Source organism: Pantoea sp. ICBG 1758 (assembly GCF_002928325.1).
Taxonomy (GTDB): Bacteria; Pseudomonadota; Gammaproteobacteria; order Enterobacterales; family Enterobacteriaceae; genus Pantoea; species Pantoea eucrina.
Genome location: NZ_POWL01000001.1, coordinates 742006 through 763380, shown reverse-complemented (window position 1 = coordinate 763380; position 21375 = coordinate 742006). Strand labels below are relative to the sequence as shown.

General features: G+C 55.1%; 16 protein-coding genes, 3 tRNA genes and 1 other RNA gene. 11 read left to right on the top strand and 9 right to left on the bottom strand.

Going from position 1 to position 21375, the window contains the following annotated elements:
* The first annotated feature begins 64 nt into the window (after positions 1-64).
* The 6 genes from C1Y41_RS03720 (at position 65) to C1Y41_RS03695 (ending at position 4135) form a co-directional block, all read left to right on the top strand.
* Positions 65-1438 (top strand): MATE family efflux transporter, encoded by a 1374-nt coding sequence (locus C1Y41_RS03720; RefSeq protein WP_104084801.1) that lies wholly within the window; start codon positions 65-67, stop codon positions 1436-1438.
* Between the two features lie 154 nt (positions 1439-1592).
* Positions 1593-1669 (top strand) — tRNA-Val (locus tag C1Y41_RS03715).
* Between the two features lie 3 nt (positions 1670-1672).
* Positions 1673-1749, top strand: a tRNA-Val gene (locus tag C1Y41_RS03710).
* Positions 1750-1763: 14 nt separating this feature from the next.
* A tRNA-Val gene (locus C1Y41_RS03705) sits at positions 1764-1840 on the top strand.
* A 343-nt stretch (positions 1841-2183) separates the two neighbouring features.
* The gene (gene pykF, locus C1Y41_RS03700; RefSeq protein WP_039384119.1) at positions 2184-3596 is read left to right on the top strand and encodes a pyruvate kinase PykF; all 1413 of its coding nucleotides are present in this window, start codon (positions 2184-2186) and stop codon (positions 3594-3596) included.
* Between the two features lie 302 nt (positions 3597-3898).
* Positions 3899-4135, top strand: a complete 237-nt coding sequence (locus C1Y41_RS03695) for a major outer membrane lipoprotein (protein WP_039384115.1) — start codon at positions 3899-3901, stop codon at positions 4133-4135.
* Positions 4136-4223: 88 nt separating this feature from the next.
* Here the strand turns inward: C1Y41_RS03695 and C1Y41_RS03690 are convergent, their stop codons facing one another.
* From C1Y41_RS03690 to sufA, 7 genes are read right to left on the bottom strand one after another with little or no spacing between them, the layout of a single operon-like run.
* Positions 4224-5198 carry a L,D-transpeptidase family protein gene (locus C1Y41_RS03690; RefSeq protein WP_039384113.1) on the bottom strand — a complete coding sequence of 325 codons (975 nt, stop codon included), beginning with the start codon at positions 5196-5198 and terminating at the stop codon, positions 4224-4226.
* Positions 5199-5258: 60 nt separating this feature from the next.
* The gene (gene sufE, locus C1Y41_RS03685) at positions 5259-5675 is read right to left on the bottom strand and encodes a cysteine desulfuration protein SufE (protein ID WP_071668772.1); all 417 of its coding nucleotides are present in this window, start codon (positions 5673-5675) and stop codon (positions 5259-5261) included.
* A 20-nt stretch (positions 5676-5695) separates the two neighbouring features.
* The gene (gene sufS, locus C1Y41_RS03680) at positions 5696-6916 is read right to left on the bottom strand and encodes a cysteine desulfurase SufS (protein WP_104084800.1); all 1221 of its coding nucleotides are present in this window, start codon (positions 6914-6916) and stop codon (positions 5696-5698) included.
* Positions 6913-8190: a Fe-S cluster assembly protein SufD gene (gene sufD, locus C1Y41_RS03675; RefSeq protein ID WP_039384107.1), complete on the bottom strand. Its 1278-nt coding sequence runs from the start codon at positions 8188-8190 to the stop codon at positions 6913-6915. The genes sufS and sufD overlap by 4 nt, the downstream gene beginning before the upstream one ends.
* On the bottom strand, positions 8165-8911 hold the full coding sequence (gene sufC, locus C1Y41_RS03670; RefSeq protein ID WP_039384106.1) for a Fe-S cluster assembly ATPase SufC: 747 nt from the start codon (positions 8909-8911) through the stop codon (positions 8165-8167). Before sufC ends, sufD begins: the two co-directional genes overlap by 26 nt.
* Positions 8912-8950: 39 nt before the next feature.
* Positions 8951-10444 (bottom strand): Fe-S cluster assembly protein SufB, encoded by a 1494-nt coding sequence (gene sufB, locus C1Y41_RS03665; protein WP_039384104.1) that lies wholly within the window; start codon positions 10442-10444, stop codon positions 8951-8953.
* A 7-nt stretch (positions 10445-10451) separates the two neighbouring features.
* Positions 10452-10826 carry a Fe-S cluster assembly scaffold SufA gene (gene sufA / locus C1Y41_RS03660; protein WP_039384102.1) on the bottom strand — a complete coding sequence of 125 codons (375 nt, stop codon included), beginning with the start codon at positions 10824-10826 and terminating at the stop codon, positions 10452-10454.
* A gap of 387 nt (positions 10827-11213) precedes the next feature.
* Here sufA and C1Y41_RS03655 point away from each other — a divergent pair, with 387 nt between their 5' ends.
* On the top strand, positions 11214-11618 hold the full coding sequence (locus C1Y41_RS03655) for a hypothetical protein (RefSeq protein ID WP_039385821.1): 405 nt from the start codon (positions 11214-11216) through the stop codon (positions 11616-11618).
* 30 nt (positions 11619-11648) lie between these two features.
* On the opposite strand, the gene C1Y41_RS03650 is transcribed toward C1Y41_RS03655, so the two are convergent.
* The gene (locus C1Y41_RS03650) at positions 11649-14702 is read right to left on the bottom strand and encodes an FAD-binding and (Fe-S)-binding domain-containing protein (RefSeq protein WP_104084799.1); all 3054 of its coding nucleotides are present in this window, start codon (positions 14700-14702) and stop codon (positions 11649-11651) included.
* A gap of 201 nt (positions 14703-14903) precedes the next feature.
* Here C1Y41_RS03650 and ydiK point away from each other — a divergent pair, with 201 nt between their 5' ends.
* Both ydiK and rprA read left to right on the top strand, forming a co-directional pair.
* Complete coding sequence (ydiK, locus tag C1Y41_RS03645) at positions 14904-16013, top strand: AI-2E family transporter YdiK (protein ID WP_039384098.1); 1110 nt, start codon at positions 14904-14906, stop codon at positions 16011-16013.
* Between the two features lie 250 nt (positions 16014-16263).
* An RNA gene (gene rprA / locus C1Y41_RS03640) (antisense sRNA RprA) lies at positions 16264-16372 on the top strand.
* Positions 16373-16534: 162 nt separating this feature from the next.
* Here rprA and ppsA read toward each other — a convergent pair.
* Complete coding sequence (gene ppsA, locus C1Y41_RS03635; RefSeq protein ID WP_071668771.1) at positions 16535-18925, bottom strand: phosphoenolpyruvate synthase; 2391 nt, start codon at positions 18923-18925, stop codon at positions 16535-16537.
* Positions 18926-19365: 440 nt separating this feature from the next.
* Between ppsA and C1Y41_RS03630 the strand changes: the two genes are divergently transcribed.
* Positions 19366-20193: a pyruvate, water dikinase regulatory protein gene (locus tag C1Y41_RS03630; RefSeq protein WP_039384092.1), complete on the top strand. Its 828-nt coding sequence runs from the start codon at positions 19366-19368 to the stop codon at positions 20191-20193.
* Between the two features lie 133 nt (positions 20194-20326).
* On the top strand, positions 20327-21373 hold the full coding sequence (locus C1Y41_RS03625; RefSeq protein WP_104084798.1) for a 3-deoxy-7-phosphoheptulonate synthase: 1047 nt from the start codon (positions 20327-20329) through the stop codon (positions 21371-21373).
* The last annotated feature ends 2 nt before the right edge of the window (positions 21374-21375 follow it).

The following is a 21375-nucleotide window of genomic DNA, read 5'->3' as shown; positions in this document are numbered from 1 at the left end:
TGGCTGCATTGAGCGCGCATTCGCCGGGAATAGTCTCTCTTTCTCTTAATCAAACAGGTGATACGTGCAGAAGTATTTAACAGAAGCGCGTCAGCTGCTGACCCTCGCAATCCCGGTGATCCTCGCTCAGGTAGCCCAGACTGCGATGGGATTTGTAGATACCGTTATGGCCGGTGCGGTAAGCGCCACGGATATGGCCGCCGTTGCTGTTGGCACCTCTATCTGGCTTCCCGCCATTCTTTTTGGTCACGGTCTGCTACTGGCACTGACGCCAGCCGTTGCGCAACTCAACGGGTCCGGACGACGTGAACGCATTGCCGAGCAGGTGCGCCAGGGGTACTGGCTGGCACTGGCCGTTTCGCTTGTCATTATGGTTGTGTTATGGAATGCGGGCTATCTTATCCGCGCAATGCATGACATTGACGCCGATCTGGCCATTAAAGCGGAAGGTTACCTGCATGCGCTGCTCTGGGGCGCACCAGGCTATCTTTTTTTCCAGGTGGCGCGTAACCAGTGCGACGGTCTGGCTAAAACCAAACCCGCCATGCTGCTGGGCTTTCTCGGACTGCTGACCAACATTCCGCTGAACTACATCTTCATTTATGGCCACTTTGGTATGCCGCGTCTCGGCGGCGTGGGGTGCGGCGTGGCAACCGCCTCCGTCTACTGGGTGATGTTTCTGGTTATGCGCTTCTGGCTCCGGCGTATGCCGGCGATGCGCGATATTCGCATGGCCTCACGCTGGTCAGCGCCCTCGCGCGCTATTCTCACGCGGCTCTTTTCGCTGGGGTTACCGGTAGCGCTGGCGCTGTTCTTTGAAGTTACGCTGTTTGCCGTAGTGGCGCTGCTGGTTTCACCACTGGGCATTGTGAATGTCGCAGGACACCAGATCGCGCTCAACTTCAGCTCACTGATGTTTGTCCTGCCACTGTCGCTGGGGGTAGCCACCACGATTCGCGTGGGTTACCGGCTGGGTGAAGGCTCGGCGGAAGGTGCACGCACCGCCGCCTGGACCGGTCAGGGCGTGGGCATCGCCATGGCGGCCTGCACTGCCCTGTTTACCGTCACGTTCCGTCACGATATCGCCGCGCTCTATACGGCGAACCCTGCGGTCATTACGCTGGCTGCCCAGCTGATGCTGCTGGCTGCGATCTATCAGTTCTCCGATTCGATTCAGGTTATCGGCAGCGGGATCCTGCGCGGTTATAAAGATACCCGCTCGATCTTTTTCATTACGCTGATCGCTTACTGGGTATTGGGACTGCCGGCAGGCTATATCCTGGCGCTGACTGACTGGATTGTTCCGGCGCTGGGTCCGGCCGGATTCTGGTGCGGGTTTATTGTGGGCCTGACCTCTGCCGCCGCGATGATGATCTGGCGTATTCGCCGTATGCAGCGTCTGCCTGCAGAGGTTATTCTGGCGCGGGCGGCGCGCTAAGTGGCTGAGCGGGCGTTTATCTGGCCCGCAATGCTGAAAAAAGCGACGCTTCGCACAGATGCTGGTCAGTCGTCCCGATTTTCTGTTTTTTTCCCTTGCCAGGTTTCCGGCGTACCGTTAATATTCGTCCCCGCTGTCGCCCTGACAGCGTGTTGCGCTCTTAGCTCAGTTGGTTAGAGCACCACCTTGACATGGTGGGGGTCGATGGTTCGAGTCCATTAGAGCGCACCAAGTGCGTCCGTAGCTCAGTTGGTTAGAGCACCACCTTGACATGGTGGGGGTCGGTGGTTCGAGTCCACTCGGACGCACCAGTTTGCTGTATTGCGCGCTCTTAGCTCAGTTGGTTAGAGCACCACCTTGACATGGTGGGGGTCGATGGTTCGAGTCCATTAGAGCGCACCACTTCGCTGTATCCTCTTCTTGCGCAACGTCGCTTTCCTTGATTCAGGTCGTTATCCCCTGCTGCTTTTATATTGGTTTTCGCATACTTAGCGATTATACTATGGCTCGTTGTTTCACCTGAAAGGTTTCAGCGCTGACGTGCCTATGCCATCAATGTCTCTGATTTGCGCAACGCCGCTCTGCCGGCCTGCTTCTGCAACGCATAACTTCCCTGCACGCTCAGTTCCTGTCACCTATTCTTACTTCTGTATTATCCGTAGCCACAATCGTCACATTTTCACTTCGGTGCTCCGCGCATCGGATACCGACCTTTATCATCCATCACAACATACAGATATCTGACATGAAAAAGACCAAGATTGTTTGTACTATCGGGCCGAAAACCGAATCAGAAGAGATGCTGACCCAGCTGCTGGAAGCAGGCATGAACGTTATGCGTCTCAACTTCTCGCACGGTGATTACGCCGAACATGGTCAGCGCATCGCAAATATGCGTGCCGTCATGGAAAAAACGGGGCATCAGGCCGCGATTCTGCTGGACACCAAAGGACCGGAAATCCGCACCATGAAGCTGGAGGGTGGCAACGACGTTTCACTCAAGGCGGGCCAGACCTTTACCTTTACCACCGATCAGTCTGTGATTGGTAATCATGAACGCGTCGCTGTTACCTATGCCGGTTTTACTGAAGATCTGAAAATTGGCAACACGGTTCTGGTTGACGATGGCCTGATTGGCATGACCGTTACTGAAGTCACGGAAAACAGCGTAGTGTGTGAAGTGCTGAATAACGGCGACCTCGGCGAAAACAAAGGCGTTAACCTGCCTGGCGTCTCTATCCAGCTGCCTGCACTGGCAGAAAAAGATAAGCGCGATCTGATTTTTGGCTGCGAGCAGGGAGTGGACTTTGTCGCCGCGTCGTTTATTCGTAAACGCTCTGACGTGCTGGAGATCCGCGAGCATCTGAAAGCGCATGGCGGCGAAAACATCCAGATCATCTCTAAGATCGAAAACCAGGAAGGCCTTAACAACTTCGATGAAATTCTTGAAGCGTCTGACGGCATCATGGTTGCGCGTGGCGATCTGGGCGTAGAGATCCCGGTTGAAGAGGTTATCTTCGCGCAGAAGATGATGATCAAAAAGTGCAACAAAGCCCGCAAAGTGGTCATCACTGCTACGCAGATGCTCGACTCCATGATCAAAAACCCGCGCCCTACCCGTGCTGAAGCGGGCGACGTGGCTAACGCCATTCTTGACGGTACTGACGCTGTGATGCTGTCTGGTGAGAGCGCCAAAGGCCGCTATCCGCTGGAGTCGGTCACGATCATGGCCACCATCTGTGAGCGTACCGATCGCGTGATGAAGTCACGCATCGACGAGCTGAAAGATTCCCGCAAGCTGCGTATTACGGAAGCTGTCTGCCGTGGTGCCGTTGAGACCGCAGAGAAACTGGAAGCACCACTGATTGTTGTAGCCACCGAGGGCGGTAAATCAGCAAAATCAGTACGTAAGTACTTCCCGGATGCAACCATTCTCGCCCTGACGACCAACCAGACCACTGCCCGTCAGCTGATCCTGAGCAAAGGTATCGAGACTCGCCTGGTCGCCCGCATTGAATCAACCGATGATTTCTATCGCATTGGTAAAGAGCTGGCGCTGGAAAGCGGCTACGCGCAGAAAGGTGATGTGGTTGTGATGGTTTCAGGTGCCCTGGTGCCAAGCGGAACTACTAACACCGCTTCCGTGCACGTGATTTGATTTAACGTCACACTTTATTTAAACAAGCGCCTTAACCGGCGCTTTTTTTATTCCATCGCTAATCTATAATCAGAAAAATTCAAATCGAAAATAACTATTCAATATGTTGTGGAATTAAGGTTAATCCGATTAAATCCCTCTGTTTTCGCTAAATATTTTCATCATATTCTGCCAGATGCTGCTTCTTTGAGCGAACGATCAAATTTAAGCATGTTCTCATCAAAAATTTATTCTCAACTTAAAAAGCTTTGTGCAATACTTGTAACGCTACATGGAGATTAACTTAATCTAGAGGGTATAAAATGAAACGTACTAAACTGGTACTGGGCGCGGTAATCCTGGGTTCAACTCTGCTGGCTGGTTGCTCAAGCAACGCTAAAATCGACCAGCTGTCTTCAGACGTTCAGACTCTGAACGCTAAAGTTGACCAGCTGAGCAACGACGTGAACGCAGTGCGTTCTGACGTTCAGGCTGCTAAAGATGACGCAGCTCGCGCTAACCAGCGTCTGGACAACCAGGCTCACTCTTACCGTAAGTAAGAGTTCTGGTTTGAAAAATGGTGCCCTGGTGGCACCATTTTTTTTGTCCTAATTCCAGCGCCCGGTGGCGCTGTCTGACCGGCTGACTTCAGCCCTGCGGCTCTGCTGCAACCTGCTCTGCCGTCTCTGCGGCAACCGGCTCGCCGCTGCTGACCAGCACCGGCATACCTGAACGGCGCGTCATCGCCTCCTCAATCAGCGCACTGTCGCTTTTCGCACTGCGGCTAAAGGCTTTCAGAGCGGTGCTGCGCACCAGCGGCTGCGTCTGCGGATCATCTTTTTCACTGCGCGACAGCGGCTGATGAACCTCAATATAGCGTTTACCGTCTGGTTCGATGGCGTATTTCACCGGCTGATTAACAATCTGAACGCGCGTGCCTGCCGGGACGCTGTTGAACAGCGCTTCAATATCAGCGGGACGCAGGCGAATACAGCCGGAGCTGACGCGCATGCCGATGCCAAAGTCAGCGTTAGTGCCGTGAATCAGGTAGTGTCCCTTGCCATACGCCAGACGCAGGGCGAATAGCCCCATCGGATTGTCAGGGCCGGCCGGAACCGTCACCGGCAGCGTCACGCCCTCTTTCGCATAGCGCTTGCGAATATTTGGCGTCGGTGTCCAGGTCGGGTTGGGAATTTTCTGGCTGATACGCGTTACCATGTCGGGCGTCGCAGCGCCTAACTGGCCAATGCCGATTGGATAGACCACCACGCGGTTTTCTCCCGGCGGATAGTAGTAGAGGCGCAGCTCAGCCAGATTAACCACAATCCCTTTGCGCGGCGCATCCGGCAACAGCATTTGCAGCGGCACGGTGATCTGCGTACCTGCCGCCGGCAGCCAGGGATCAACGCCGGGGTTTGCTTCCAGCAGGCCGAGCAGTCCTGTGCTGTAGCGCGCTGCCACGCTCTCCAGCGGCTGTTTGTTATCAGAGATAGTGGTCAGAACGTTTTCGCCGATCAGGCGGCTGTCGTCGGCAGGGAGAGGATATTCAGTAGCCATTGAAGGTGCAGAGAGTCCAAAGCAGGACAGCAGCAGTGCACCAGCTAAACGTAACGCAGGTTTCATGCAGGTTTCTCTTTCTGGATGGAAAAGACCCCGGCTAAACCGGGGTCTGAAGAGTGTACCTTAGCAGAGCTGCTGAGCGTTATGACGGATAGCGCGGATCATCGCTTCCAGCCCCTGAGAACGCGTCGGCGTCAGGTGCTGAGTCAGCGCCAGTTCCGCAAACCAGTGGCGCACATCCAGCTCGAGGATCTCCTGCGGTTTCAGCCCCTGATAGAGACTAAATACTACTGCAATCAATCCCTTAACAATAGCTGCGTCGCTATCCCCTTCAAACGCCATCGATCCATCCGCCTGCGGCGTCATGCGGATCCAGACCTGGCTCTGACAGCCTGAAATGACATACTCAGGCTGATGCAGGCTTTCAGAGGATTCTGGTAATTTTGCACCCAGCTCAATGATGTAAAGGTACTTCTCTTCCCAGTTAGCGCAACGATTAAAGTTGCGCACCAGCTTCTCTTTTTCCGGCAGGTTCGCCATCTGTTACTCCTGAAATCTGCTTAGCCCAGCAGGCGATGGATACGCGTCAGGCCAGCGGCCAGCCGATCTGCCTCATCTTCGGTATTATAGAGCGCGAAGGAGGCGCGACACATCGCCGGTACGGCATAGTGGCGCATCAGCGGCATCGCACAGTGGTGACCGGTGCGAATGGCAATACCATACTGATCGAGGAAGCTGCCAACGTCAAAGGCGTGATGTTTACCCAGGTTAAAGGCGATTACCCCGCTGCGCTGCGCTGGACCATAAAGCACGATGTCCGGTACTGAAGCGAGTTTGTCCAGCGCGTAACGCATCAGCGCGCTTTCGCGTGCATGAATAGCATCAAGACCCAGTTCACTTACCCAATTCAGTGCAGCACCCAGACCGATGATACCGCCGGTATTAGGCGTACCCGCTTCAAAGCGCCACGGCGCGCTGTTCCAGGTGGTTCCCACCGGCAGCATGACCTGGTCAATCATGGCCCCCCCGCCTTCCCACGGCGGCATCTGCTCCTGTAGCGCTTTACGCGCATAGAGTACGCCGATACCGGTCGGACCGTAAATCTTATGTCCGGAGAAAACGTAGAAATCACAGTCGATATCCTGCACGTCAACGGCGTGATGCATCACCGCCTGCGCGCCATCAATCAGTGTCACCAGGCCGGCTGCTTTCGCCTGAGCGACCAGCGCCTTAACCGGGTTAACGGTGCCCAGCACGTTAGAGACGTGCGTGACCGCCAGCAGCCGGGTACGGCTGTCGATAAGCGAAGCAAGCTGCTCTGTAGCCAGTTCACCGCTATCGCTGAGCGGCAGGACGCGGATCTCAGCACCGGTGCGCTGTGCCACCATCTGCCACGGCACGATGTTAGCGTGATGCTCCATCTCGGTAATGATGAGATTGTCACCGGGCTGCAGCTGACTGCCGCCCCAGCTATTGGCTACCAGATTAATGCCTTCGGTTGTGCCTTTAACAAAGATAATCTCTTCATGCGAAGCCGCATTCAGAAAGGCCGCAGCCTGCGCGCGTACCGCTTCCATATCGCTGGTGGCCTGCGCGCTAAGCGAATGGATGCCGCGATGCACGGCGGCGTAGCCGTGCTGGTAAAAATGACTTTCCGCGTTGATTACCGCGAGCGGACGCTGCGCGCTGGCCGCGCTGTCAAGGTAGGCCAGCGGGTGTCCGTTGACCTCACGACTCAGGATCGGAAACTCCGCTCTGACTCGTTCGGAATCGAAACTCATGAATGTACTCCAGGGAAACGCTGTGAGATGCGTGCCAGCACCGCCTGACGCAGAATGTCATCATCCAGCGTTTCGGTCAGTTCGGCGGCAAAAGCGTGGATGATCATCTGCTGCGCCGCTTCTTCAGCGATACCGCGCGAGCGCAGATAAAACATCTGCTCATCATCAATGCGGCCGATGGTGGCACCATGGCTGCATTTTACGTCATCGGCGTAGATCTCCAGCTGTGGCTTGGTATCGACTTCCGCCAGCCGGCCCAGCAGCAGATTATTGTTGGTCATCTGGCCATCGGTTTTCAGCGCGTGCTGTGCCACTTTGATGTGACCATTGAAGACGGCACGGCCTTTTTCGCGCGAAATGGTTTTATGCAGCTGACGACTCAGGCAGTGGCCTTTGTTGTGCTCCAGATAGCTGCGGGTATCTGCGATTTCGCTGCCCACCGGCAGGACCAGGCTGTTCATTGCCAGCTCGCTGTTTTCGCCATTCAGCTGCGTGCTGGTGTTATGACGTGACAGGCCGGCGCCCAGCAGGAAGCTGGTGCTGCTGACGCGCGCATCCTGACCCATCACAATGTCATTATGCGCAAAGTGATAGCTGCTGCTGGTTTCAAAGGCGAGCTTGGTATGTTTCAGCTGCGCATTATCCGCTACGGCAAAGGTGATCCGCGCGCCGGTAAAGTGCGCCGCGTCATTCAGCGTGACATAGTGCTCAACGATTTCCGCTACCGCACTCTGCTCCAGCTCTACATGATGACGATGGTGCACGGTATTGAGCGCATCTGCCTGACCGCTGGTGATATGCAGCAGGTAGAGTGGGCGGGTAGCCGCTTTGCCGCGCGCCAGACGAATCGTCGTCACCTCTTCTGCCAGGCTCTCTGTCAGATGCAGGAAGATCTCCGGCTGTACCGGCGCCGGCAAATCGCGACGCTCCGCTGCCTGAACGTGCTGGATCTCAAACAGATCGGTTTCCGTGCTGCTCAGCGCAGGCTGGAAGCGGCCATCAACAAATACCAGTCGTACCGCGTCCAGCGGCAGCGCCAGCGCATCCGCCTGCTCACGGCTGAGACTCTGCGCGGAAGGCAGCACAAAGTGCTGTCCCAGCAGGCTCTCCAGCGATGTATATTTCCAGTTTTCATGCTTGCGGGTGGGCAAGCCTTCACGCATCAGCTGCTGCCAGTGCTGCTGCGCCTGCAGCGAGCGCTGCTCGCCGCGAGACTCAAACAGATGGTGCCACTGCTGCAGGGCATTATCACTCTTCGTCGGTAAGCCAGCCATAGCCTTGCTCCTCCAGCTGTTTCACCAGTGAAAAGTCGCCAGACTTAACGATTTTACCCTGATAAAGAACGTGCACGTGATCCGGCTTAATGTAATCCAGGATACGCTGATAGTGCGTTACGATGATGAAAGAGCGCTTACCGTCGCGCAGGCTGTTAACGCCCTCAGACACGATTTTCAGGGCATCAATATCCAGACCCGAATCGGTCTCATCGAGAATGCAGAGTTCCGGCTCCAGCGCCGCCATCTGCAGAATATCATTGCGCTTCTTCTCACCACCGGAGAAGCCGACGTTAACTGAACGCGTCAGCAAATCTTCCGGCATTTTCAGCAGCTTGATCTTATCTTCGATAAAATCCTGGAAGTCGAAGCGATCCAGCTCTTCCTGCTCGCGATATTTGCGTACTGCATTAACGGAGGTCTGCAGGAAAAACTGGTTGCTGACACCCGGGATCTCTACCGGGTACTGGAACGCCATAAAGATGCCTTCTCCGGCACGCTCTTCAGGTTCCAGCGCCAGCAGATCTTTCTCTTTAAAGGTGACGGAGCCACCGGTGATCTCGTAATCTTCGCGACCCGCCAGCGTTGCTGAAAGCGTACTTTTACCTGAGCCATTCGGGCCCATAATGGCGTGGACTTCACCTGGTTTAACTTCCAGGTTCAGACCGCGCAAAATCTCTTTATCTTCAACGCTAACCTGTAAATCTTTAATACTTAACATACTTATTCCTTCACATTGCTTCCGGCAACGCGTGTGGCATCAGCCGACACTGTGCTCAAGGCTGATCGCTAACAGTTTTTGTGCTTCCACGGCAAATTCCAGTGGCAGCTCGGAGAAAACATCTTTACAGAAGCCGTTGACGATCATAGAGATCGCATCTTCTTCGCTGATGCCGCGCTGCAGGCAGTAGAACATCTGATCTTCGCCAATACGTGACGTAGTGGCTTCATGCTCAAGCTGCGCTGTGTTGTTGCGCGTTTCTACATACGGGAAAGTATGCGCACCGCAATCGGGACCAATCAGCATCGAGTCACACTGCGTAAAGTTACGCGCATTGGTTGCCGTCGGCATGATTTTCACCAGACCGCGGTAGGTATTCTGGCTTTTACCCGCCGATATCCCTTTAGAGATAATGGTCGATTTGGTGTTTTTACCGATATGGATCATTTTGGTACCGGTATCCGCCTGCTGGCGACCGCTGGTCAGGGCAACCGAGTAGAACTCACCTACGGAGTAGTCACCGCGCAGGATACAGCTTGGATATTTCCAGGTAATCGCAGAGCCGGTCTCAGACTGCGTCCAGGACATCTTGCTGTGATCGCCTTCGCACAGGGCGCGCTTGGTAACGAAGTTGAGGATACCGCCCTCACCTTCGCCGCCAGGGAACCAGTTCTGTACCGTGGAATATTTCACTTCAGCATTTTTATGGATGATGACTTCAACGACCGCTGCGTGCAGCTGATAAGTGTCACGTACCGGCGCCGAGCAGCCCTCGATATAGCTGACATAGCTGTCTTCATCTGCAATCAGAATGGTGCGCTCAAACTGACCTGTTTTCGCCGCGTTGATGCGGAAATAGGTCGACAGCTCCATCGGGCAGCGTACCCCTTTCGGGATATAAACAAAGGTGCCATCGGAGGCTACCGCTGAGTTAAGCGCAGCAAAGAAGTTATCATTGTGTGGCACGACAGTACCCAGATACTTCTGTACCAGTTCCGGATGGTCATGGATCGCTTCACCAAATGAGCAGAAGATAATGCCCTGTTTGGCCAGCTTGTCACGGTAGGTGGTTGAGACCGACACGGAATCGAAAATCGCATCGACAGCGACCTCTTTACCTTCACGTACCGGAACACCCAGCTGATTAAACGCGTCTTCCACTTCCTGAGTCAGGTAGTCACTGGAGGCCACGCTGCCCGACGCCTGGGTTGCACCCGGCTCAGATGCGCAGCTGTCGTCACAGTTCCCGCATGATGGCGCAGAAAAGTAGCTGTAATCCTGATAGTCGAGCTTGTCATAGTGCGCTTTTAACCAGTGCGGCTCTTCCATTTCAAGCCAGGCACGGAAAGCCTTGAGCCGGAACTCAAGCATCCATTCGGGTTCATTACGTTTAGCCGAGATCGCACGCACGACATCTTCATTAATGCCGTGTGCCAGTTCGTCGGTTTGTAACCGGGTAAAGAAGCCCTCTTTGTAGTTGAGCTTGCCTTCCCAAGTCTGTACATCATCAGATGCTTCGCTATGTCGTGACATATTTCACTTACTCGACGCCAAAGCTTTCACCGCACCCGCAGGCGTGCTGAGCTTTAGGGTTATTGAATTTAAAGATCTGGTTCAGGCCTTCACGGACGTAGTCCAGCTCGGTGCCGTCGACAAACGGCATTGCCTGAAGCGGCACAAAGAGTTTTGCGCCAAACTGCTCAAACTGCAGATCGTCATCGGCTGGCTCTTTTACCAGATCCATGACATAACCAAAACCGGCACAGCCAGATTGTTTCACGCTCAGTTTCAGACCCTTTACTTCCGGGTCCTGTTCAACCAGAGTCAGGATCTGTTTCGCTGCCGACTCGGTCAGCGTAAGTCCTTTCCAGACAAAATCGTCAGGCGAAAAGGACGCGGCGTTTACTGATGACATCGTTGTACCTCGCAAGTCTGGACCTTCTCAGGCTATCCCCCTATGGTAGTGATATCGCCTATCACTTCAACCTCTTGTTTTGCAGGGATAATCATCTCGTGCTGTTTTTTCTGCTTAATTATTAAGCATAGTCCCTTTAGTACGGCCTGTAACAGACAGTTTTTATTCGGGACAAATATTACAACCTATTGATATCGTCACATTTTATAAAAACCGGCCCTAAAGCAATTAACCTGTATACAGGTTACGCCTTTACCGAATGTAAAGAGATTGTTATTGCCGATTTTAGTAACAGGTTACAGACATCAATATATTTCTTTAGCGGGAATTGCATTCCTGACGCAGTTTAATATGATAATGATTATCATTAACTATTTAGGCGGCGCTATGACACGTACCGTTTCAGCCTGGTTACAACACAAAATCAGCGACTACCGATTTGCCGTGCGCGACATCACCGTAGATTTTTATCTGGCCGAAGCCAGACTCAACCGGCCAGAGTGCTCACTGGAGCAGCTGCGCCGGTTTAACGATACCTGCCTGGATATGGCGGAAATCTGCGATATCAACGGCGACGATCGCAGCTATCTGCACGCCTTAGGCAAGCTGCACCATCGCCTGATTCAGGAGATGGGCAACGATGACCGTGACCGGCTGTTTCGCCTGCAGGCGTATCAGTTCGCCCGCCAGTCGCTGACGCATTTATGCCAAAAGCTTGCACAAAGCGGCGACTGGGACCAGATAACGGGCCTGCAGCGTGATTTTGTCCGCCACGCTGGCTGGATATTCTAATCCAGCTTTGTGACGGCTCCTACATTTTGTTTACATCAATTCCAGCAGCGCCTGTAAAGGATGACGCATGCCGTTGCCTTCGGCACGTTTCACCTGGCTGCGACAGGAAAAGCCGGTCGCCAGACAGCGCTGGCGCGGCAGCCGCTGCAGCTGCGGATGCCAGGAGAGCGCATAGATGCCGAGCGAGTTCTCCAGATGCTGCGCCTCGTGGCCATACGTCCCCGCCATGCCGCAGCAGCCGGTATTGATATTTTCCAGCCGGGCACCGAAGCGGGCAAATATCTTCTGCCATTGATCCGGCGTAGCGGGCAGCGCGGTCACTTCCGTACAGTGCGCAAACAGATACCAGGGCTCGCCGCTGACCGGCTGATTTACGCCATCAGCCAGCGCCTGCTGCAGCCACTCATGCACCAGTAGCACGCTGAAATCACCGCGCTTGCTTTTCAGTACCTGCTGATACTCATCGCGATAGCAGAGCACAGTGGCCGGGTCGACCCCGACCATCGGGATCCCCAGTTTTGCCACCCGATTGAGCAGTTCAGCAGTTTTCGCTGCGGTACGGGCGAAACGCTGCAGAAACCCCTTAACATGCTGCGCTTTGCCGTTGGGAGAGAAAGGCAGCAGCACCGGACGGTAACCCAGCTTTTCAATCAGTGAAATAAAGTCGGTCACCAGCTGCGCTTCGTAGTAGCTGGTAAACGGGTCCTGCACCACCAGCACGCACTGCTGCCGCGCTGCGCTATCCATCGCTTCCAGCTGCTCCAGCGTCAGGTTCATTGCCGGATGCCCGCTCAGACGCTGTTTAAGGTTAGGTGCGGAGAGCTGAGGCAAATCCACCATACCGATATGCGTTTTGCTGAATTCGCGCATCCACGGCTGCTGCAGGAAGAAATTGAACACCTTTGGCGCTTTCGCCATCAGCGGCGCATAGCTCTCTACGCTGGCCACCAGGTGATCGCTGACCGGTCGCAGATAGCGCGTATGGTAAAGTTGTAAAAAGCGCGCGCGGAAATCGGGCACATCGATTTTAATCGGGCACTGGGTCGAACAGGCTTTACAGGCCAGACAGCCCGACATCGCCTCTTTTACCTCATGGGAAAAATCGTACTCTCCGCGGTTAGCGTGCCAGCTGTTACGCGTACGCTGGATCAGCATACGCAGGCTGGCTCCCTGCTGCGGCAGCGCCTGCTCAAGCTGGTCAGGATCAACGCCCTGCTCCGACAGCAGGCGCAGCCATTCACGCGTCAGCGTCGCGCGTCCTTTCGGCGAGTGAATACGATTGCGGGTGATTTTCATCGACGGACACATCGGGCTGCGCACATCAAAATTGAAGCAGAGGCCGTTGCCGTTGCACTCCATCGCGCCGCGCCAGCTGGTGCGTACCGTCAGCGGGATCTGACGATCCAGATCGCCGCGCATCGCGCCATTCACCTGCATCATCGGCGCATCGCTCTCCAGCGGCGTGCAGATTTTACCCGGATTCAGCCGGTTATCGGGATCGAACGCGCGTTTGATACGACGCAGCTCGGTAAACAGCGTTTCACCGAAAAAGGCCGGACTATACTGCGCGCGGAAACCTTTGCCATGCTCCCCCCACAGTAACCCGCCGTAACGGGCCGTCAGCGCGACCACTTCATCTGAAATCTGCTTCATCAGCAGCACCTGCTGCGGATCGCACATATCCAGTGCCGGACGCACGTGCAGCACGCCCGCATCAACATGGCCAAACATACCGTAGCTCAGGCCGTGGCTATCCAGCAGCGCGCGAAACTCACCAATATAATCGGCCAGCTGCTCCGGCGGCACCGCCGTATCTTCCACAAACGGAATTGGCTTGGCGCGCCCCTGTGCATTGCCCAGCAGGCCAACCGCCTTCTTACGCATCGCGTAAATACGCTCGACCTCAGCCAGTTCATTACAGATCTGATAACCTATGACGCCACCCTGCCGCTCAGCCATCAGCGTATCCAGCCGGTCGCAGAGACGGGCGATTTGCTGTTCGATAAGTGCGCCATCATCGCCGGCAAACTCCACGATATTCAGTCCCAGCATCGTTTTATCCGGGATATCGGTGATCAGTTCTTTAACGGAGTGCCAGACAATATCTTCCCGCGCCAGATTCAGTACTTTTGAATCCACCGTCTCCACTGACAGCGCCTGCGCTTTTACCATAAATGAAGCGTTGCGCAGCGCGGAGTCGAAAGACTCATATTTAACGTTAACCAGACGACGGACTTTGGGGATTGGCGTGATATCAAGACGCGCTTCCGTAATAAACGCCAGCGTGCCCTCGGCACCGCACAACAGCCGCGTGAGATCGACCTGCTGCATGTCATCACTGAAGACGTGGCGTAAATCGTAACCGGTCAGGAAGCGGTTAAGCTTTGGAAATTTTTCAAGGATCAGCGCGCGCTGCTCACGACAGCTTTGCAGCACCGTCTGGTAGATGCGGCCCTCAGGCGTCGGCGTTGCGGCGAGCTGCTCCGCCAGCGCCACCGGTATGGCGCGCGTATCAAGGATATCGCCGCCCAGCAGCACCGCGCGTAACCCCTCGACATGATCGGAAGTTTTACCATATACCAGCGATCCCTGACCTGAGGCATCGGTGTTGATCATGCCGCCCAGCGTGGCGCGGTTACTGGTGGAGAGCTCCGGGGAAAAGAAGAAACCGTATGGCCGGAGCCAGGCGTTGAGCTGATCTTTCACTACTCCCGCCTCAACCCGCACCCAGCCCTGTTCGGTGTTGATCTCCAGAATGCGGTTCATGTAGCGCGACATATCAACCACAATGCCCTGATTCAGCGACTGTCCGTTAGTGCCGGTGCCGCCGCCGCGTGGCGTAAACGTCAGGCTGGCAAAAGCGTCCTCACCGGCGAGCCGCGCAATCAGAGCGATATCTGCGGTCGAACGCGGAAACAGTGCCGCATCCGGCAGAAGCTGATAGATGCTGTTATCCGTAGAGAGTGAGAGACGGTCGGCATAGCTGGTAGCGGTATCGCCGGTAAAACCCTGCTCTTTGAGCGCCTGCAAAAAGGCGAGAACTTGCTGAACCAGGCCAGGAGCCTGCGGAATTTGTGGGATCATGGTGTCGTGACCGGGATGTTGTAAACGTTTGCGTAGTAATTTTTTAACGTCTGGTTGTATCACATTTTTTTCCTGTCTGCTGGCATTTCCCTTCCCCGCTTCTGTGGCCCTGCTTTTCCTGTTTAATTTTCAGGAAATAGCGCATGATGATCCCGGGCCAGGGGCCCTTCCTGAAGGATTAACTGAGGTTAAATCGCTGTTATGAAAAGCCTGCAACGCGGTGTGGATCTGCCGCAACTGCTGTTCTCACTGATGTTTATTTTGCTGATGATTATCGCCTGTCTCTGGGTGGTACAGCCTTTTATTCTGGGCTTTGCCTGGGCAAGCATGGTTGTTATCGCAACCTGGCCACTCATGATTCGCCTGCAGCATCTGCTGTGGGGACGCCGCTCCCTGGCCGTTATCGCCATGACGATTCTGCTGCTGCTGCTGTTTATCATTCCGATTGCGCTGCTGGTCAGCAGCCTGATTGACAACAGCGCCCCGGTTATCGCCTGGGCTACTCAGCGCCATCTGCTGATGCCGGAATTCGCCTGGCTGCGGGAGATCCCGTATGCCGGCAACAAGCTCTATGTCAGTTACCATAAGCTGGTGGATGGAGGCGGTTCAGCGATCATGCGTCAGGTGCAGCCCTATATTGGTCGCACCACGGGCTTCTTTGTCGCACAGGCGGGACATTTTGGCCGCTTTATGCTGCATCTGGCGCTGATGCTGTTATTCAGCGTGCTGCTTTACTGGCGCGGTGAGCAGGTGGGACAGGGTATCCGCCACTTCGCCTACCGTATGGGGGGGCCCCGTGGCGATGCTGCGGTGCTGCTGGCCGGACAGGCAATACGGGCCGTTGCGCTGGGTGTTGTCGTCACGGCGCTGGTGCAGGGGGTATTAGGCGGGATCGGACTGGCGATCTCGGGCATACCTTATGCCACGCTGCTGACGGTGCTGATGATCCTGACCTGCCTGGTCCAGCTGGGTCCGCTGATTGTTCTGGTACCCGCGATTATCTGGCTCTACTGGAGCGGTGATACGACGTGGGGCACGGTGCTGCTGGTCTGGAGCTGTATTGTCGGCACGCTCGACAACGTGTTACGTCCGGTGCTGATTCGCATGGGTGCCGATTTACCCATGATTCTGATCCTCTCAGGTGTTATCGGCGGCCTGATCGCCTTTGGCATGATTGGCCTATTTATCGGCCCGGTCGTGCTGGCGGTCTCTTATCGCCTGGTTTCAGTCTGGATGCACGAGGCTCCGGCGCCGGATGATGATGTGGAAACGGCAATTGAAGCGCTGACAGAGCATGAAGAGCTGCCCTGATACCTCTGATGGTCGCAGCGGCCTGAACATTCATGCCCGGGCATTTTTCAGGCACGCTGTTTTTCATAAACGGTTTTTAAGAAAAAACGCGCTTTTTAGCGCTTAACGACGTTTCGCTGGCTGGAATGATTATTTTTCATACTGAATCGCCCGATGCAGCGGGCAAAAGAGGCGATAAAAGATTATCAGCTTTAAACTAATAAGAGGATTCTTAAAGACTATAGCAGGCGCAATAAATAATATGTTTCTCATGTTGGAAATCAACCTACTGATTTTTAAACAACCTTTTTCCCCTGAGTAACGTAAAAGAATTGCTGTGTGTAGTCTTTGCCCATCCCCTGTGATGGGCTTTTTTTTGGCCTGCATTCAGCGCCCGCTGTAGCACTGCATGCTATCTGAACAGGCGGGATGCTTAGCAGCTAAAAATCAGGGTTATTATGCTGAAACAGTGGCTCATCCGCAGCTTAAGCCTGCATGAATCATGACGCGTACGGTATAACCTTACGCGCCATGCTCAGAGGTTAAGCGCGCTGAGCAGAGTCAATCTCAGCCAGGCTCAGCCAGGTTTCCACCACCGTATCCGGATTAAGCGACAGGCTGTCAATGCCCTGCTCCATCAGCCACGCGGCAAAATCCTGATGATCTGAAGGACCCTGTCCGCAGATACCGACATATTTGCCCTGTTTTTTTGCGGCCTGAATCGCCATCGAAAGCAGCGCTTTCACCGCTTCATTGCGCTCATCAAACAGAGCAGACACCACGCCAGAATCGCGATCCAGCCCCAGTGCCAGCTGCGTCATATCGTTGGAACCGATGGAGAAACCGTCGAAGTGCTGCAAAAACTGTTCTGCCAGCAGCGCGTTTGACGGGATTTCACACATCATAATCACCTTCAGACCCGCTTCACCGCGCTTCAGCCCGTGCTTCGCCAGTTCAGCCACGACCGCTTCCGCCTGGTCAACGGTGCGCACAAAAGGCACCATGATTTCAACGTTACTCAGCCCCATCTCATTGCGCACCCGCTTCACGGCTTCGCACTCCAGCGCAAAACAGTCGCGGAAGCTGTCAGCAACGTAGCGCCCGGCCCCCCGGAAGCCAAGCATCGGGTTCTCCTCTTCCGGCTCGTAGCGCTCTCCGCCGACCAGATTGGCGTACTCGTTCGATTTAAAATCGGACAGGCGCACAATCACGCGCTTCGGCGCAAAGGCGGCGCCCAGGGTAGCAATCCCCTCCGTCAGGCGCGCGATATAGAACTCAACCGGATCGTCAAAGCCTTTCATCATCTGGCGGATCTGCTGCTGTAGCTCCGGCGTCTGCTGATCAAACTCCAGCAGCGCTTTAGGATGCACGCCGATCATGCGGTTGATAATAAACTCCAGCCGCGCCAGACCCACGCCCTCGTTGGGCAGACAGGCGAAGTCAAACGCGCGATCGGGATTACCGACGTTCATCATGATCTTAAGCGGCAGATCGGGCATCGAGTCGACCTGAGAGCTGGCGATCTCAAAATCGAGCAGGTCATTGTAGACGTAGCCGGTATCGCCTTCGGCGCAGGAAACCGTCACTTTATGCCCGTCACGCAGGTGATCGGTGGCATCACCACATCCCACCACCGCCGGGATCCCCAGCTCACGTGCAATGATCGCCGCATGGCAGGTGCGTCCGCCGCGGTTGGTCACGATAGCCGACGCTTTTTTCATGATAGGTTCCCAGTCCGGGTCCGTCATATCGGTGACCAGCACGTCGCCCTTCTCAATGCGGTGCATTTCGCTGATATCGTGGATCACCTTGACTTCACCCGCACCGATACGGTGACCGATGGCGCGTCCTTCAACCAGCACCTGGCCCGTGCCCTGCAGGCTGTAGCGCTCCATCACCTGACCATTCGAGCGTACGGTTTCCGGTCGCGCCTGTACGATATAGAGCTTGCCGGTATGCCCGTCTTTTGCCCACTCGATGTCCATCGGGCGCTTGTAGTGCTGTTCAATCAGCACCGCCTGGCGTGCCAGCGCCTGTACTTCGTCGTCGGTCAGGCTGAAACGATCGCGCGTTGCCTGCTCCACATCCTCAATGCGCACCTGCTCGCCATGCGTCTGAGAATCGGCATACACCATGCGGATTTTTTTAGACCCCATCGTCCGCCTGACAATAGCCGGGCGGTTTGCCGCCAGCGTCGGTTTATGCACATAAAACTCATCCGGGTTGACCGCACCCTGTACCACCATCTCACCCAGCCCCCAGGCTGAAGTGATAAAGACGACCTGATCAAAACCTGACTCAGTATCAATGGTAAACATCACGCCAGAGGCGGCAAGATCGGAGCGAACCATACGCTGCACCCCGGCCGAGAGCGCCACGCCGCGATGATCGTAGCCCTGATGCACGCGGTATGAGATAGCCCGATCGTTAAACAGCGAGGCGTATACGTGCTTAACCGCCACCAGCACGGCATCAAACCCCTGTACGTTGAGGAAGGTCTCCTGCTGCCCGGCGAATGAGGCGTCAGGCATATCCTCGGCAGTCGCGGATGAGCGGACGGCAAAAGAGGCGTCGGCATCATCAGCAGAAAGCTGCTCATAAGCAGTACGAATAGCCGCTTCCAGCGCCGGCTGAAACGGCGTGTCCACGACCCACTGGCGGATCTGCTTGCCCGCCTGGGCCAGCGCCGCCACGTCATCAATATCCGTGATATCCAGTAGTGCATAAATGCGCTGGTTCAGTCCGCTTTGGTCGAGAAACTGATTAAACGCGTCAGACGTCGTGGCAAAGCCGTTCGGGACGGATACGCCCAGCGACGACAAATTGGTAATCATTTCTCCAAGAGAGGCATTTTTGCCTCCCACCCGATCAACATCATGCATGCCAAGCTGGTTATACCAGAGCACTAGCGATTGTTGGTCTTGATTGGACATTGAGATGATCCTTTTAAATGATTAGGGCACATGGAACATTTTGCTATTCGCCACAGCAGCCTGGCATAACTGGTTTATAAAGACTAAGTGTTGAATCGTTAAAGCAAAAAAAGAGAGACAAAATCAGACTATTACCTGCCGGGGCTGACGTTGCGCAAACGGCACTATTATTACTAACAGCTTGCTGCAATAACGAATTTTCCATTTTTATAGCATTATCAGCGGATTGCTGTTGCGCAAACGACATCAGACAGAGTCTGCGCGTCATTTATGAAACTGTGGCGGGCGCGGACGTTTATTTATCGCTTTTTCTTTATGATGCTATTAACGTCAGGTATGACATTATTCCGGTCTGAGCACGGCGGCATATGGATATTTCATTTCGATTTAATTTGAAATGAAATCGGTTAATTCACTATTCATTCAGAGAGCACTTTTCAATGAGCACTGAACGCAGCGTGTTTTATATTTCAGACGGCACCGCCATTACAGCAGAAGTGCTGGGCCACGCGGTGCTCTCGCAGTTTCCGGTTGATACGCACAGCGTTACCCTGCCGTTTGTAGAAAACGTGCAGCGCGCCCAGGCGGTCAAAGCGCAGATCAACGCGCTCTGGCAGCGCAGCGGCGTGCGGCCGCTGGTCTTTTTTTCCATCGTTACGCCTGAGGTTCGCGACATCATTCTGGAGAGTGAGGGGTTTTGTCAGGATATTGTGCAGGCGCTGGTGGCTCCCCTGCAGAGTGAACTGGGCGTCTCCTCTATGCCGGTGGCACACCGCACTCACGGGCTGACCGCGAATAACCTGGGTAAATATGATGCGCGTATCGCCGCGATTGACTACACCCTGGCGCATGATGACGGGATCTCACTGCGCGGACTCGAAGATGCTCAGGTGATCCTGCTGGGCGTTTCGCGCTGTGGCAAAACCCCGACCAGCCTCTATCTTGCCATGCAGTTTGGTATTCGCGCAGCCAACTACCCCTTTATTGCCGATGATATGGATAACCTCAAGCTTCCTCCTGCGCTGCGCGCGCATCAGCACAAGCTGTTCGGGCTGACCATTGATCCGGAACGGCTGGCGGCCATTCGCCAGGAACGGGCGGAGAATACCCGCTACGCCTCGCTACGCCAGTGCCGGCTGGAAGTGGGTGAAGTGGAAGCGCTGTTCCGTACACATCAGATTCGCTACCTCAATAGTACCAACTACTCGGTCGAGGAGATTGCCACCAAAATCCTCGACATTATGGGGCTGGAGCGACATATGTACTGACTGATGCGCTAAGCGGCCCGCGTATTTATTATCTCTGTGATTTTGCTGGTTGAATTCAGGACGCATTGGTTTATTGTGAACCTCATCACTTCCCGATATATCACCGCTGCGAAGAACCTGTTTGAGAGCCACTATGAATAAAACTGATGAACTGCGTACGGCGCGAATTGGCAGCCTGATTACGCCCGCCGCGCTGGCCAGCCAGCACCCGCTATCGTCTGATATCGCAGAGAGCGTTACGGCCGCGCGCCAGCATATTGCGCGCATTCTGACCGGCGAGGATCCGCGCCTGCTGGTCATAATCGGGCCCTGTTCGCTGCATGACCCGCGCGCTGCGCTGGATTATGCGGCACGCCTGCAGCAGCTGCGCGAGCAGTATCAGGACCGGCTGGAAATCGTCATGCGCGCCTATTTTGAGAAACCGCGTACCGTGGTGGGCTGGAAAGGGCTGATTTCCGATCCCGACCTTGACGGCAGCTTTGATGTCAATCGCGGTATTGCTATCGCCCGCAAGCTGTTGCTGGATATCAATGCGCTGGGTCTGCCAACGGCGACTGAATTCCTCGATATGGTCATCGGCCAGTTTATAGCCGATCTCATCAGCTGGGGTGCCATTGGCGCCCGCACCACTGAAAGCCAGATCCATCGCGAAATGGCCTCTGCGCTCTCCTGCCCGGTAGGGTTTAAAAACGGCACGGACGGTAACGTACAGATCGCCGTCGACGCCATTCGTGCTGCCCGCGCCAGCCATATGTTCCTCTCGCCGGATAAAGCGGGCCAGATGACCATTTATCAGACCAGCGGCAATCCGCACGGTCATGTGATCCTGCGCGGCGGGCGTCAGCCAAACTATCATGCGGAAGATGTGGCGGCGGCGGCAGCCAGCCTGCGTGAGTTCAGCCTGTCTGAGCAGATGGTGATCGATTTCAGTCACGGCAACTGCCTTAAGCAGCATCGTCGCCAGCGTGATGTGGCGCGCGATATCGCCGCGCAGATCCGCGCCGGTTCGCGAGCGGTAGCAGGCGTTATGATTGAGAGTTTTCTGCAGGAAGGAAACCAGAAAGTGGTGGCTGGTCAGCCGCTGGTGTACGGCCAGTCGATTACCGATCCCTGCCTCGGCTGGGACGATAGCGCGGCGGTACTGGCAGAGCTGGCTGCCGCCGTCGACAGCCGTTTCTGATA

Excerpts from the sequence above, each read along its gene's own strand:
- C1Y41_RS03695 (WP_039384115.1), top strand. The coding sequence starts at position 3,899 with ATGAAACGTACTAAACTGGTACTGGGCGCGGTAATCCTGGGTTCAACT.
- C1Y41_RS03655 (WP_039385821.1), top strand. The coding sequence starts at position 11,214 with ATGACACGTACCGTTTCAGCCTGGTTACAACACAAAATCAGCGACTAC.
- sufE (WP_071668772.1), bottom strand. The coding sequence starts at position 5,675 with ATGGCGAACCTGCCGGAAAAAGAGAAGCTGGTGCGCAACTTTAATCGT.
- C1Y41_RS03650 (WP_104084799.1), bottom strand. The coding sequence starts at position 14,702 with ATGATCCCACAAATTCCGCAGGCTCCTGGCCTGGTTCAGCAAGTTCTC.
- C1Y41_RS03690 (WP_039384113.1), bottom strand. The coding sequence starts at position 5,198 with ATGAAACCTGCGTTACGTTTAGCTGGTGCACTGCTGCTGTCCTGCTTT.
- sufS (WP_104084800.1), bottom strand. The coding sequence starts at position 6,916 with ATGAGTTTCGATTCCGAACGAGTCAGAGCGGAGTTTCCGATCCTGAGT.
- ydiK (WP_039384098.1), top strand. The coding sequence starts at position 14,904 with ATGAAAAGCCTGCAACGCGGTGTGGATCTGCCGCAACTGCTGTTCTCA.
- sufD (WP_039384107.1), bottom strand. The coding sequence starts at position 8,190 with ATGGCTGGCTTACCGACGAAGAGTGATAATGCCCTGCAGCAGTGGCAC.
- C1Y41_RS03625 (WP_104084798.1), top strand. The coding sequence starts at position 20,327 with ATGAATAAAACTGATGAACTGCGTACGGCGCGAATTGGCAGCCTGATT.
- sufA (WP_039384102.1), bottom strand. The coding sequence starts at position 10,826 with ATGTCATCAGTAAACGCCGCGTCCTTTTCGCCTGACGATTTTGTCTGG.
- sufB (WP_039384104.1), bottom strand. The coding sequence starts at position 10,444 with ATGTCACGACATAGCGAAGCATCTGATGATGTACAGACTTGGGAAGGC.
- C1Y41_RS03630 (WP_039384092.1), top strand. The coding sequence starts at position 19,366 with ATGAGCACTGAACGCAGCGTGTTTTATATTTCAGACGGCACCGCCATT.
- ppsA (WP_071668771.1), bottom strand. The coding sequence starts at position 18,925 with ATGTCCAATCAAGACCAACAATCGCTAGTGCTCTGGTATAACCAGCTT.
- sufC (WP_039384106.1), bottom strand. The coding sequence starts at position 8,911 with ATGTTAAGTATTAAAGATTTACAGGTTAGCGTTGAAGATAAAGAGATT.
- pykF (WP_039384119.1), top strand. The coding sequence starts at position 2,184 with ATGAAAAAGACCAAGATTGTTTGTACTATCGGGCCGAAAACCGAATCA.